The organism is Blastococcus sp. SYSU D00922 (genome assembly GCF_054050495.1).
This window is the reverse complement of record NZ_JBJGZL010000007.1, coordinates 50,542-64,277: the sequence shown is the minus strand read 5'-3', so window position 1 is coordinate 64,277 and position 13,736 is coordinate 50,542. Positions and strand designations below refer to the sequence as shown.

Below are 13,736 nucleotides of genomic sequence, written 5' to 3'. Positions count from 1 at the left end.
ACGATCCCCCTACCGTGGCGCTGTGACCGAGCCCGTTCCGCACATGACGCCCGAGCAGTTCCGGCAGCACGGCCACGAGGTGGTCGACTGGATCGCCGACTACTGGACGCGGATCGGCGAGTTCCCCGTGCGGTCGCAGGTCTCCCCCGGCGAGGTGCGCGCTTCCCTCCCCGCCCAGCCCCCCGAGCAGGGCGAGCCCTTCTCCGCCGTCCTCGCGGACCTGGAGCGCGTCGTCCTGCCGGGCACCACGCACTGGCAGCACCCGGGCTTCTTCGGCTACTTCCCGGCCAACACGTCCGGGCCCTCCGTCCTGGGCGACCTGGTGTCCGCCGGGCTCGGCGTCCAGGGCATGTCGTGGGTCACCAGCCCCGCCGCCACCGAGCTCGAGCAGCACGTCATGGACTGGTTCGCCGGCCTCCTCGGGCTCCCGGAGTCCTTCCTCTCCACCGGCACGGGCGGTGGCGTCGTCCAGGACTCCAGCTCGGGCGCCAACCTCGTCGCCCTGCTGGCCGCCCTCCACCGGGCGAGCACCGGCGCCACCGTCCGCCACGGCGTCGACCCCGACCGCGCCACCGTCTACGTCTCCGCCGAGACCCACTCCTCGATGGAGAAGGCCGCGCGGATCGCCGGCCTGGGCAGCGACGCCGTGCGCATCGTCGAGGTCGACGACGACCTCGCCATGCGGCCCGCCGCCCTGGCCGCCCGCCTCGAGCGGGACATCGCCCGGGGGTACACCCCCGTCCTCGTCTGCGCCACGGTGGGGACGACGTCGACGACGGCGATCGACCCGCTGGCCGAGCTCGGCCCGATCTGCCAGAAGCACGGCGTCTGGCTGCACGTGGACGCGGCCTACGCGGGCGTCAGCGCCGTCGTCCCGGAGCTGCGCGAACTCCAGGCGGGTGTGGAGTGGGCCGACAGCTACACCACCGACGCGCACAAGTGGCTGCTCACCGGCTTCGACGCGACGCTCTTCTGGGTCGCCGACCGCGGCGCCCTCACCGGCGCCCTCGCGATCCTCCCCGAGTACCTGCGCAACGCCGCCACGGACGCCGGGGCGGTCGTCGACTTCCGCGACTGGCAGATCCCGCTCGGTCGCCGGTTCCGCGCCCTGAAGCTGTGGTTCGTCCTCCGCTGGTACGGGGCCGAAGGGCTGCGCGCGCACATCCGCTCGCACGTCGCCATGGCGCAGGAGCTCGCGGCCCGCGCCGACGCCGACGAGCGGTTCGAGGTCGCCACGTCGCACCCCTTCTCGCTGGTGTGCCTGCGCCCGCGGTGGGACGGCGAGGTCGACGCCGACGTCGCCACCATGACCCTGCTCGAGCGGCTCAACGACGGCGGCGAGGTGTTCCTGACCCACACCAACGTCCGCGGGCAGGCGGTCCTCCGCGTCGCGGTCGGCGCCCCCTCGACCACGCCCGCGCACGTCGAGCGGCTGTGGGCGCTGCTGTGCGAGCACCACGACTTCCTGGCCACCGACTTCGCGGCGGCCGCCGCCGAGCGCGAGGAGGAGCGCCGCCGGGAGCGCGAGCGGGCCGAGCAGGAGCGGGCGGAGCAGGAGCGGGCGGAGCAGGAGCGGGCCGCCGAGGACAGCAGCCCCGGGGACAGCGCCCCGGAGGAGCTCAGCCCTTCAGCGACCTGATCAGGCCCTCCTGGGCGACCGTGGCGACGTGCGTGCCGTCGGCCGACCAGATCTGCCCGAAGCACAGGGCCCGCCCGGAGGAGGCCGCGGGGCTGTCGGTCTCGTAGAGGAACCAGTCGTCGGCCCGCACCGGCCGGTGAAACCACACGGCGTGGTCGAGGCTGGCGCCGACGAAGTCCGGCCAGCCCCCGCCGAGCCGGGCGAACCCGGCCGAGAGCAGGGTGAGGTCGCTGACGAAGGTGAGCGCCGCCGCGTGCGCGGCCCGGTCCTCCCCCAGCTCCCCCGCGACCCGCAGCCAGGTGTAGCTCTTCGTGTCCGGCGGCGACTTGGGCGGCGCGGTGAACGGGTCCTGCAGGAACCGCTGCTCCACGACCTTGCCCATCGCGGCCATCCAGGCGGCGCGGTCCCCGTGGCGGGCGACGATCTCCTCCGTGCTCGGCAGCGTGTCCGGCCCCGGCACCTCCGGCATGGGCAGGCAGTGCTCGGCGACCGGCTCCTCACCCGCGTGGAAGTCCGCGGTCAGGGCGAAGATCGCGACGTCCTCGCCCTTGCGGTACTGCCGGGCCACGACGCGGCGCGTGGTGAACGAGCGCCCGTCGCGGATCCGGTCGACCTCGTAGCGGATCTCCTCGAACGGGTCCCCCGGCCGCAGGAAGTACGAGTGCAGCGAGTGCACGGCGCGGTCCTCCGGCGCGGTGCGCTCGGCGGCCATCAGCGCCTGACCGGCGACCTGGCCGCCGAAGATGCGCTGCCGCTCGGTGCTCGGGGTCTGCCCGACGAAGACGTCGGGCTTGCGCTCCTCGAGCTCCAGGACGGCCAGCAGCGCCGCGGCCTGGCTGCCGCCGGTCACGAGTCGGTTCCCACCTCGTGCACGCGGATCAGGTTGGTGGACCCCACCGTGTTGGGCGGGCTGCCGGCGACGACGACGACGCGGTCGCCGACCTTCAGGCGGCCGATCGACAGCAGGGAGAAGTCCACCTGGGCGACCATGTCGTCGGTGTGCTCGACCATCGGCACCAGGAACGTCTCGACGCCCCAGGACAGCGCCAGCTGGCTGCGCACCCGCGCGTCGACGGTGAAGGCGAGCAGCGGCTGCCGCGGGTGCAGGGCTGCGAGCCGGCGGGCGGTCTCACCGGTCTGCGTGAAGGTGGCGAGCGCCTTCACGTCCAGGCTCTCGCTGATGTCGCGGGCCGCGCGCACGATCGCGCCCGAGCGGGACCGGGAGCGCCGCACGACCTCGGGCACCCACAGGTGGTCGCTCTCGACGGCGTCGATGATGCGCTCCATCGTGCGCACCGCGCCGATCGGGTGCGCGCCCACCGAGGTCTCGCCGGAGAGCATCACCGCGTCGGCCCCGTCGAGGACGGCGTTGGCGACGTCGGAGGCCTCGGCGCGCGTGGGCCGCGAGTTCTGGATCATCGACTCGAGCATCTGGGTGGCGACGATGACCGGCTTGTTGCGCTCGCGCGCGGCCTGGATCGCCCGCTTCTGCACCAGCGGCACCTGCTCGAGGGCCAGCTCCACGCCGAGGTCGCCGCGCGCGACCATGATTCCGTCGAAGGCCTCGACGATCGCCTCGAGGTTCTCGACCGCCTCGGGCTTCTCGAGCTTGGCGATCACCGGGACGTAGATGTCCTCCTGGCGCATGATGTCGCGCACCAGCTCGACGTCGTCCGGCGAGCGGACGAAGGACAGGGCGATGAAGTCGACGCCCAGCCGCAGCGCGAAGCGGAGGTCCTCCTCGTCCTTGTCCGAGAGGGCGGGCACGCTGACGGCGACGCCGGGCAGCGACAGCCCCTTGTTGTTGGAGACCTCGCCGCCCTCGACCACGAGGCAGAAGACGTCGGGGCCCTCGACGCGGACCACGGTCAGCGCGAGCTTGCCGTCGTCGACGAGCAGGCGGTCGCCGACGCGGACGTCGTCGGACAGGTTCTTGTAGGTGGTCGAGACCCGCTCGGCGGTGCCCTGCACGTCCTCGACGGTGATGCAGACCTGGGCGCCGGTGGCCCACTCGACCGGCCCGTCGGCGAAGGTGCCCAGCCGGATCTTCGGGCCCTGCAGGTCGGCCAGGACGGCGACGGCGTGGCCGGTCTTGTCCGAGGCCTGCCGCACGAAGCCGTACGCGGTGGCGTGGTGCTCGTGGGCGCCGTGGCTGAAGTTGAGCCGGGCGACGTCCATCCCCGCCTCGACGAGGGACGTGATCTGCTCCAGCGAACTGGTGGCAGGGCCGAGGGTGCAGACGATCTTCGCGCGGCGGGACATGGGGATAACGCTAGTGGCTAGCCGAAATGATCTCGCTCGCGGCCCGGCCACGGTGTGTCGGTCGTGAACCGGTCGCGGGACCCGGAGGGTCCCCGACCGGGACGCGGGACAGGGCTCCGCGCCGGTCGGGGACGGCTCCTGGCCGCGGTGCGGTCCGGAGGACCGCGATGTCGCAGCGCGGAATCATCGCAGTGCGACCGTCGTCGGGGCCACCGGCACCGGCAGCATCGAGTTGCCGGTGAGCCAGGTGTCGGCGGCCGCGGCCGCGGCCCGGCCCTCGGCGATCGCCCACACGATCAGCGACTGACCACGACCCATGTCACCGGCCACGAAGACGCCCGGCTCGGTGGACATGAACTCCTTGTCGCGGGCCACGTTGCCGCGGCCGTCGACCTCGACGCCGAGGGAGTCGACCAGGCCCTCGCGCTGCGCCCCGGTGAAGCCCATGGCCAGGAACACCAGGTCCGCCGGCAGCTCGCGCTCGGTGCCCTCGATCTTCTGGAACCGCCCCTCGACCCGCTCGACCTCGTGCAGGAGCAGCGCCCGAACATTGCCCTCGTCGTCGCCGAGGAACCGCTCGGTGTTGACCGAGTAGAGACGCTCGCCGCCCTCCTCGTGCGCGCTGGAGACGCGCATGATCATCGGGTAGGTCGGCCAGGGGTTGGCGCCCGCGTCCCGGCGGTCCGGCGGCGCAGGCATGATCTCCAGCTGCGTCACCGAGGCCGCGCCCTGGCGGTGCGCCGTCCCGAGGCAGTCGGCGCCGGTGTCACCGCCACCGATGATCACGACGTGCTTGCCGTGCGCGTTGATCGGCGGGTCGTCGAGCTCGCCCAGCGCCTGCAGGTTGCCGTACGGCAGGTACTCCATGGCCAGGTGGATGCCGCGCAGCTCGCGCCCCGGCGCGGGCAGGTCGCGGCCGATGGTCGCGCCACCGGCGAGGACGACGGCGTCGTACTCCGACCGCAGCTGCTCGGTCGACAGATCGCCCTCCCCCGAGCCGCCGACCTCCACGCCCGTGACGAACCGGGTGCCCTCGGCGCGCATCTGGTCCAGCCGCCGGTCGAGGAGCGCCTTCTCCATCTTGAACTCGGGGATGCCGTAGCGGAGCAGCCCGCCGACCCGGTCGGCCCGCTCGTACACGGTGACCTCGTGGCCGGCGCGGGTCAGCTGCTGGGCGGCGGCCAGCCCGGCCGGGCCCGACCCGATGACGGCGACCTTCTTGCCGGTGCGCTCGGCGGGGGTCTGCGGCTGGACCCAACCCTCGTCGTAGGCGCGGTCGATGATCTCCCACTCGATCTGCTTGATCGTCACCGGCGACTCCTGCAGGTTCAGCACGCAGGAGCCCTCGCACGGCGCGGGGCAGAGCTTCCCGGTGAACTCCGGGAAGTTGTTGGTCGAGTGCAGCCGCTCGATCGCCTCGTGCCAGTCGTCGCGGCGGGCGAGGTCGTTCCACTCCGGGATCAGGTTCGCCACCGGGCACGCGTGGTGGCAGAACGGGATGCCGCAGTCCATGCAGCGGGCCGCCTGCTTGCGCACCGCGGCGACGGGGAAGACGGCGTCCTCCCCGTTCTGGCGGGACAGGTAGACGTCCTTCCAGTCCATGATCCGGATGTCGACCGGGCGGCGCGGCGGGAGCTCCCGCTCGTACTTCAGGAATCCGGTGCTGTCAGCCACGAGCTGCCTCCATCACGGCGAGATCGACGTCGGTGCCATTGGCTTCCGCCATCCGCTGGGCGTCCAGCGCCCGCTTGTAGTCGCGCGGCATGATCACGCTGAACTGCTCCGACCAGCGGCCCCAGTCGGCCAGCAGCGCCTGCGCCACCGTCGACTCGGTGTCGGCCGCGTACCGGATCAGGACGTCGCGCAGCCACTGCGCGGACTCCCCGTCCAGCGGCTCGACGTCGACCATCTCGCTGTTCACCCGGTGCCGGGCGAGGTCGAGCACGTAGCCGATGCCGCCCGACATGCCGGCGGCGATGTTGCGCCCGGTCGCGCCGAGGATCACCGCGCGGCCGCCGGTCATGTACTCGAGCGCGTGGTCGCCCACGCCCTCCACGACCGCCAGCGCCCCGGAGTTGCGGACGCAGAACCGCTCGCCGACCCGGCCGCGCAGGAAGATCTCCCCGCCCGTGGCGCCGTAGCCGATGACGTTGCCGGCGATGACGTTGTCCTCGGCGGCGAAAGGCGCCTCCCGCGACGGCCGGACGACGATCCGCCCGCCCGACAGGCCCTTGCCGACGTAGTCGTTGGCGTCGCCGTAGAGCCGCATGGTGATGCCGCGCGGCAGGAAGGCGCCGAACGACTGGCCGGCCGAGCCGCCGAAGGTCAGGTCGATCGTCCCGTCGGGCAGGCCCTCGCCGCCGAAGCGGCGGGTGACCATCGAGCCGAGCATCGTCCCGACGGTGCGGTTGACGTTGCGCACCGGCAGCTCGAGGGTGACCGGCCGCGCGTCGAGCAGCGCGCCCTCGCACAGCTGGATCAGCGTCTGGTCCAGGGCCACGTCGAGGCCGTGGTCCTGGTTCTTCACCTGCCGCAGCGGCGCGCCCTCGGGCAGCTCGGGCACGACGAGCATCGGCGAGAGGTCGAGTCCCTGCGCCTTCCAGTGCCCGACCGCCTTGCGGGTGTCGAGCAGCTCGGCGTGGCCGACCGCCTCGTCGATCGAGCGGAAGCCCAGCTCGGCGAGGTAGGACCGCACCTGCTCGGCCAGGAACTCGAAGAAGGTGACGACGAACTCCGGCCGCCCGGTGAACCGCTTGCGCAGCTCCGGGTTCTGGGTGGCGACGCCGACCGGGCAGGTGTCGAGGTGGCAGACCCGCATCATCACGCAGCCGGAGACCACCAGCGGCGCCGTCGCGAAGCCGAACTCCTCGGCGCCGAGCAGGGCGGCGACGATGACGTCGCGGCCGGTCTTCATCTGCCCGTCGACCTGCACGACGATCCGGTCGCGCAGCCCGTTGGCCAGCAGCGTCTGCTGCGTCTCGGCCAGGCCGAGCTCCCACGGCGAGCCGGCGTGCTTGAGCGAGGTGAGCGGCGCGGCACCGGTGCCGCCGTCGTGCCCGGAGATCAGGACGACGTCGGCGTGCGCCTTGCTCACGCCCGCGGCGACCGTGCCGACCCCGACCTCGGACACCAGCTTGACGTGCACGCGCGCGTCGTTGTTGGCGTTCTTGAGGTCGTGGATGAGCTGCTTGAGGTCCTCGATCGAGTAGATGTCGTGGTGCGGCGGCGGGCTGATCAGCCCGACGCCCGGCGTCGAGTGCCGCGTGCGCGCCACCCACGGGTAGACCTTGCTGCCGGGCAGCTGGCCGCCCTCACCGGGCTTCGCACCCTGCGCCATCTTGATCTGGATGTCGTCGGCGTTGACCAGGTACTCGCTGGTGACGCCGAAGCGCCCCGACGCGACCTGCTTGATCGCCGACCGGCGCAGGTCGCCGTTCGCGTCCGGCGTGAAGCGGTCGGGGTCCTCGCCGCCCTCACCGGTGTTGGACCGGCCGCCGAGCCGGTTCATCGCGATGGCGAGGGTCTGGTGCGCCTCCGCCGAGATCGACCCGTAGCTCATCGCGCCGGTGTTGAACCGCTTGACGATCTCGCTGGCCGGCTCGACCTCCTCGAGCGGGACGGGCTCGCGCACGCCGGTCTTCAGCGTGAAGAGCCCGCGCAGCGTCGCGGCCTCCTCGGAGAGCTGGTCGACCGTCTGCGTGTACTTCTCGAAGACGTCGTACTGCCGCGAGCGGGTGGCGTGCTGGAGCAGGAACACCGTCTCCGGGTTGAACAGGTGCACCTCGCCCTCGCGGCGCCACTGGTACTCGCCACCGGTCTCGAGCCGGCGGTGCGCCCGCTCGGTCGGGTTCTCGGGGTAGGCCCGGCGGTGGCGCATGGCCACCTCCTCGGCGAGGACGTCGATGCCGACGCCGCCGAGCGGGCACGAGGTGCCGGTGAAGTACTCGTCGACGAGGTCCTGCGAGAGCCCGACGGCCTCGAAGATCTGCGCCATCGTGTACGAGCCGGCGGTCGAGATGCCCATCTTGCTCATGACCTTGAGGACGCCCTTGCCGAGCGCCTTGACCATGTTGCGGACGGCCTGCGCCGGCTCCACGCCGGTGAGCGCGCCGTCGCGGATGAGGTCCTCGATCGACTCGAACGCCAGGTACGGGTTGACCGCGGCGGCGCCGTAGCCGAGCAGCAGCGCGACGTGGTGCACCTCGCGGCAGTCGCCGGACTCGACGACGAGGCCGACCTCCATGCGGGTCTTCTCGCGCACCAGGTGGTGGTGCACGGCGGCCGTCATCAGCAGCGACGGGATCGGGGCGCGCTTCTCGTCGCAGTCGCGGTCGGAGAGCACGATGATCCGGGCGCCGGCGGCGATCGCCTTGGACACCTTGGTCCGCAGCTGCTCGACGGCCTCGGCGAGCGCGGGACCGCCGCCGTTGACGTCGAAGTGGCCGGTGATCCGGACGGCGGCGTAACCGGGCAGGTCGCCGTCGTCGTCGATGTGCAGGATCTTGGCCAGCTCGTCGTTGTCGATGACGGGGAACGGCAGGAAGACCTGGCGGCAGGACGCGGGCGTGGCCTGCAGGAGGTTCTGCTCCGGGCCGAAGGTGCGCCCGAGGCTGGTGACCAGCTCCTCGCGGATGGCGTCCAGCGGCGGGTTCGTCACCTGGGCGAACAGCTGCCCGAAGTAGTCGTAGAGCAGCCGGGAGCGGTCCGACAGGGCCGCGACCGGGGTGTCGGTGCCCATCGAGCCGATCGGCTCGGCCCCCGAGGACGCCATCGGCGTCACGAGGACGCGCAGCTCCTCCTCCGTGTAGCCGAAGAGCATCTGCCGGCGGACGACGGACTCGTGGCTGGGCCGAGACCGCCGGCGCTCCGGCAGCTGCGGGAGGTGCACCAGGCCGGCGTGCAGCCAGTCCTCGTACGGGTGCTCCGCGGCCAGGGCGCCCTTGACCTCCTCGTCGGAGACGATCTTCCCCGAGGCGGTGTCGACCAGGAACATGCGGCCGGGCTGCAGGCGCCCCTTGGCCACGATGTCGGCCGGCGGGATGTCGAGGACGCCGACCTCGCTGGCGAGGACCACCAGGTCGTCCTTGGTGTGCCACCAGCGGCCCGGACGCAGGCCGTTGCGGTCGAGGACGGCACCGATGAGCGTGCCGTCGGTGAAGCAGACCGCGGCGGGCCCGTCCCACGGCTCCATGATCGAGGAGTGGAACCGGTAGAAGGCCCGGCGGGCCGGGTCCATCTCGTCGTGGTTCTCCCACGCCTCCGGGATCATCATCAGGACGGCGTGCGGCAGCGACCGGCCCGACAGGTGCAGCAGCTCGAGCACCTCGTCGAAGGTCGCCGAGTCGCTGAAGTCGCTGGCGGTGACCGGGAAGATCCGCTCCAGGCCCAGCTCGGAGGCCGGACCGGCCGGGCCGTCGAACAGCTGGGTGTCCAGCTTCGCCTCGCGGGCCCGCATGCGGTTGCGGTTGCCCTTGATCGTGTTGATCTCGCCGTTGTGCGCGATGAAGCGGAACGGGTGGGCCAGCGGCCAGCTCGGGAAGGTGTTGGTGGAGAACCGGCTGTGCACCAGGGCGATCGCCGACTCGTAGCGCTCGTCGCGCAGGTCGGGGAAGAACAGCGGCAGCTGGTCGGTGGTCAGCATGCCCTTGTAGGTGATCGTCCGGGACGACAGCGACGCGATGTAGAGCGAGCTGCCCGCCTCGACGGCGGCGCGCTCGGCCCGCTTGCGCAGCACGAAGGAGCGCCGCTCCAGCCGGGTGACGCCGTTGCACTCGACGTTGCCGCCGAAGGCCGTCTCGTCGGCGCGCGCGCCCATCGTCTCGGCGACGAACAGCTGGGCGAAGTGCGGCATGACCGCGCGGGCGGTCGGGCCGAGGTCGGCGCCGTCGGGGTCGATCGGCACGTCGCGCCAGCCCAGGACGGTCAGCCCCTCCTCCTCGGCGAGCCGGGCGACGTCCTCGTAGCGGGCGGCCCGCTCGGCGTCGTCGGTCGGGAGGAAGGCGATGCCGACGGAGTACTCGCCCTGCGGCGGCAGGTCGAAGTCCACGCTGGCGCGCAGCAGCCCGTCGGGCACCTGGGTGAGGATGCCAGCGCCGTCACCGGAGTTCGGCTCGGAGCCGGCGGCACCGCGGTGGTCGAGGTTGTGCAGCGCCGTGAGGCCCTGGGCGACGATGGCCCGCGAACGGCGGCCGCGGGCGTCCGCCACGAAGGCGACGCCGCAGGCATCCTTGTCGTTCGCCGGGTCGTAGAGGCCGGTCTTCGCCGGGACGGCGGAGAACGGGACTGCTGACGTCGCAGCGGCGGGGGCGGTGAGGTCGGGCATGTCACTCCCGTCGTCGGCGGCCGTCCACGCCTCGGGAGGTCGCGGACGGGGGCACGGAGGCCTGGCCGGTGGTCAAGGGGGCCGGTGGTCGAAAGGGGCGGCACTGCGGAGGCCGGCTGCCGGGGGGACGTCGGCCCCGGGTGCGGCTGGCTGGAGCCCGTCGGGTGTGGTGCCGACGAGCTGTCGTCCGCGGGGCGACGCTGGCCCGGTCCGACTGTGCGGCCCGGCCAGGATCACTGGCGGGCCTGACGCGAAGGGTACACAGCCGTAACACAGGCCTCGGCCGGATAAACCTCACATCCGGCGCGTCGGCAGGATCGGCGCGGTCCCTGGCGGGAACGGCGGTCAGCCGGGCTCCGCGGGACGGTGATCGTCCTCACGGAGAGCTCCGTCCCGGCCTCGGGTGATGACCTCCCGCGGGCGGCCGCGCTGCCAGAAGAAGTAGGCCAGCGCGAGCAGGCCGACCACGACGGACGTGAAGACGTTGAGCCGGACGCCGAAGAACGTCTCCGCCGGGTCGGTGCGGAGCAGCTCGATCCACAGCCGGCCGGCGCAGTAGGACGCCACGTACAGGGCGAACGCCCGGCCGTGGCCGAGCCGGAACCGCCGGTCGGCCCAGACCACGAAGGCCGCCGCCGCCAGGTTCCAGAGCAGCTCGTAGAGGAAGGTCGGGTGGAAGGTGCCCAGCAGCACCGGCTGGCCGCCGGCGTCGAGCACGGCCCGGCCGCCGTCCCACTCGTAGATCTCCAGCGCCCAAGGGAGATCGGTCGCCCCGCCGTAGAGCTCGTTGTTGAACCAGTTGCCGAGCCGGCCGATGGCCTGGGCGACCAGCAGGCCCGGGGCCAGCGCGTCGGCGAAGGCCGGGAGCGGGATGCCCCGGCGGCGGCAGGCGATCCAGGCACCCACGCCGCCGAGCGCGATGGCGCCCCAGATGCCGAGGCCGCCCTCCCAGATGGCGAACGCCCGCAGGGGGTCGCCGCCCTCGCCGAAGTACGCCCGGGGACTGGTGATGACGTGGTAGATCCGGCCGCCGACGATGCCGAAGGGCACCGCCCAGACGGCGATGTCGAGGACGTCGCCCGGCGCTCCGCCCCGGGCCACCCAGCGCTTCTCGGTGATCAGCACAGCCGCGACGATGCCGGCGACGATGCACAGCGCGTACGCCCGCAGCGGCAGCGGCCCCAGCTCCCAGACGCCCTGCGTGGGGCTCGGGATCGCGGCGAGGGCGTCGGTCACGACCGGATGCCCTTCGCGAGGTCCTCCGACAGCGCACGGACGCCGTCGGCGCCACGGCCCTCGAGCAGCTCGCGCACGTAGGCCGACCCGACGATGACGCCGTCGGCGAAGCTCGCCACCTCGGCGGCCTGCTGCCCGTTCGAGACGCCGAGGCCGACGCAGACGGCGAGGTCGGGTGCCGCCTCCCGGGTGCGGGCGACCAGCGTCTCGGCCGCGTCGCCCACGGTCTCCCGCGTGCCGGTGACGCCCATCGTCGAGGCGGCGTAGACGAATCCCCGGCACGCGGCGGTGGTGGAGCGCAGGCGGGCGTCGGTCGAGGACGGCGCGACGAGGAACACCCGGTCCAGCCCGTGCTCGTCGGAGGCGGCCAGCCACTCGGCGGCCTCGTCGGGGATGAGGTCGGGGGTGATCGCGCCCGCTCCCCCGGCCGCGGCCAGGTCGGCGGCGAAGCGCGCGACGCCGTAGCGCTCGATCGGGTTCCAGTAGCTCATCACCACGGGGACGGCGCCCGCGTCGGCGACCGCCGACACCGCGCGCAGCACGTCGCGCATGCCCACGCCGGCCCGGACGGCGGCGTCGACCGCCTCCTGGATGACCGGCCCGTCCATGCCCGGGTCGCTGTAGGGCACCCCGATCTCGACGACGTCGGCCCCACCCTCGACCGCCGCGACCATCGCGGCGATCGAGCCGTCGACGTCCGGGTAGCCCACCGGCAGGTAGGCGACCAGCGCGGCCCGGTCGTGCGCCCTCGCCGCGGCGATGCGGTCCGCCAGTTGACTCCCTCGACTCCGGACTCGCTCCGCTCCTCGCTCGCTGGCGCTCGCTGCGATGCTCACTCCCCCGTCGTTCTCGGAAGCGCTCACGCCGTCTCCCCCGCTCGTGGTCCGGCCTGCGTCTCGCGGGAGGTCGGGACGACTCCGCTCTCGTCGACGCCGACCTGGTCCGGTGGGATCGCCTCGTCGTTGCTGACCGCGCCCTCGGTCGGCTGCTGGTCCTCGTCCAGCCCGGCACCCGGTTCGGAGTGGTCGCGGTCGCCCAGGCCGAACCAGCGCGACGCCGTCTCGACGTCCTTGTCGCCGCGGCCGGACAGGTTGACCAGCAGCAGCGCGTCCTCGCCCAGCTCCGGGCCCAGGCGCATGGCACCGGCCAGCGCGTGCGCGGACTCGATCGCCGGGATGATGCCCTCGGTCCGGCAGAGCAGGGCGAACGCCTCCATCGCCTCCGCATCCGTGACCGGCCGGTACTCCGCCCGCCCGATGTCGTGCAGGTAGGAGTGCTCGGGCCCGACGCCCGGGTAGTCGAGCCCGGCGCTGATCGAGTGCGACTCGATCGTCTGGCCGTTCTCGTCCTGCAGCAGGTAGGAGCGGGCCCCGTGCAGCACCCCGGGCGAACCGCCGGTGATGGTCGCCGCGTGCCGGCCGGTCTCCACGCCGTCGCCGGCCGCCTCCAGCCCGACGAGGCGGACGCCGTCGTCGGGGACGAAGGCGGTGAAGATGCCGATCGCGTTGGAGCCGCCGCCGACGCAGGCGAGGACGGCGTCGGGCAGCCTGCCCTCACGCTCGAGCAGCTGCGCGCGGGCCTCGTCGCCGATCACCCGCTGGAAGTCGCGGACCATCGCGGGGAACGGGTGGGGGCCGGCGACGGTCCCGAACACGTAGTTCGTCGTCTCCACGTTGGTGACCCAGTCGCGGAACGCCTCGTTGATCGCGTCCTTGAGCGTGCGGGAGCCGGTGGTCACCGGGATGACCTCCGCCCCCAGCAGCCGCATGCGCGCGACGTTCAGCGCCTGCCGGCGGGTGTCCTCCTCGCCCATGTAGACGGTGCAGGACAGGCCCATGAGCGCGGCCGCCGTCGCCGTCGCGACGCCGTGCTGGCCGGCGCCGGTCTCGGCGATCACCCGGGTCTTGCCGATCCGCTTGGTCAGCAGCGCCTGGCCCAGCACGTTGTTGATCTTGTGCGAGCCGGTGTGGTTGAGGTCCTCGCGCTTGAGGAGGACGCGGGCGCCGCCGCAGTGCTCGGCGAACTTCGGCACCTCGGTGACCGGGCTCGGCCGCCCGGTGTAGTCGCGCTGCAGCCGGGCGAACTCGTCGAGGAACGCGGGATCGACCCGCATGGCCTCGTAGGCCTCGGTGAGCTCGTCGAGCGCGGCGATCAGCGCCTCGGGCACGAAGCGGCCGCCGAAGACGCCGAAGTGCCCGGTCGCGTCGGGCCAGCCCGGGCGCGCCGGGAGCGAGAGTTCTTCTCCGGTCTGCGTCGGTGGGCTGGTCGTCGTCATGC

8 protein-coding genes are annotated in these 13,736 nt (G+C 72.9%); 1 reads left to right on the top strand and 7 read right to left on the bottom strand.

The genetic code is table 11. The features are described 5' to 3' along the window. Window positions 1-22 precede the first annotated feature (22 nt). The gene (locus ACI78T_RS11860; protein ID WP_456558299.1) at window positions 23-1,639 is read left to right on the top strand and encodes an aminotransferase class V-fold PLP-dependent enzyme; all 1,617 of its coding nucleotides are present in this window, start codon (window positions 23-25) and stop codon (window positions 1,637-1,639) included. Here ACI78T_RS11860 and ACI78T_RS11855 read toward each other — a convergent pair. The 7 genes from ACI78T_RS11855 to trpB all read right to left on the bottom strand — a co-directional run bounded on the left by ACI78T_RS11855 (window position 1,620) and on the right by trpB (window position 13,734). Beyond that, complete coding sequence (locus ACI78T_RS11855) at window positions 1,620-2,489, bottom strand: acyl-CoA thioesterase (RefSeq protein ID WP_456558298.1); 870 nt, start codon at window positions 2,487-2,489, stop codon at window positions 1,620-1,622. The genes ACI78T_RS11860 and ACI78T_RS11855 overlap by 20 nt on opposite strands. Next, window positions 2,486-3,901, bottom strand: a complete 1,416-nt coding sequence (gene pyk / locus ACI78T_RS11850) for a pyruvate kinase (RefSeq protein ID WP_456558297.1) — start codon at window positions 3,899-3,901, stop codon at window positions 2,486-2,488. The genes ACI78T_RS11855 and pyk overlap by 4 nt, the downstream gene beginning before the upstream one ends. A 183-nt stretch (window positions 3,902-4,084) precedes the next feature. After that, entirely contained in the window at window positions 4,085-5,575 is a 1,491-nt protein-coding gene (locus ACI78T_RS11845) for a glutamate synthase subunit beta (protein WP_456558296.1), read from the bottom strand. Next, window positions 5,568-10,223 carry a glutamate synthase large subunit gene (gltB, locus tag ACI78T_RS11840; protein WP_456558295.1) on the bottom strand — a complete coding sequence of 1,552 codons (4,656 nt, stop codon included), beginning with the start codon at window positions 10,221-10,223 and terminating at the stop codon, window positions 5,568-5,570. Before gltB ends, ACI78T_RS11845 begins: the two co-directional genes overlap by 8 nt. 345 nt (window positions 10,224-10,568) lie before the next feature. Then, complete coding sequence (gene lgt / locus ACI78T_RS11835) at window positions 10,569-11,459, bottom strand: prolipoprotein diacylglyceryl transferase (protein ID WP_456558294.1); 891 nt, start codon at window positions 11,457-11,459, stop codon at window positions 10,569-10,571. Then, window positions 11,456-12,322: a tryptophan synthase subunit alpha gene (gene trpA, locus ACI78T_RS11830; RefSeq protein ID WP_456558293.1), complete on the bottom strand. Its 867-nt coding sequence runs from the start codon at window positions 12,320-12,322 to the stop codon at window positions 11,456-11,458. Before trpA ends, lgt begins: the two co-directional genes overlap by 4 nt. Further along, a complete protein-coding gene (trpB, locus tag ACI78T_RS11825; protein ID WP_456558292.1) occupies window positions 12,319-13,734 on the bottom strand; it encodes a tryptophan synthase subunit beta in 1,416 nt (471 codons plus the stop codon). The genes trpA and trpB overlap by 4 nt, the downstream gene beginning before the upstream one ends. Between the last annotated feature and the right edge of the window lie 2 nt (window positions 13,735-13,736).

What these genes read in the sequence shown, in the direction of transcription:
- gltB (WP_456558295.1), bottom strand. Translation starts at nt 10,223, where the DNA reads ATGCCCGACCTCACCGCCCCCGCCGCTGCGACGTCAGCAGTCCCGTTC.
- trpB (WP_456558292.1), bottom strand. Translation starts at nt 13,734, where the DNA reads ATGACGACGACCAGCCCACCGACGCAGACCGGAGAAGAACTCTCGCTC.
- pyk (WP_456558297.1), bottom strand. Translation starts at nt 3,901, where the DNA reads ATGTCCCGCCGCGCGAAGATCGTCTGCACCCTCGGCCCTGCCACCAGT.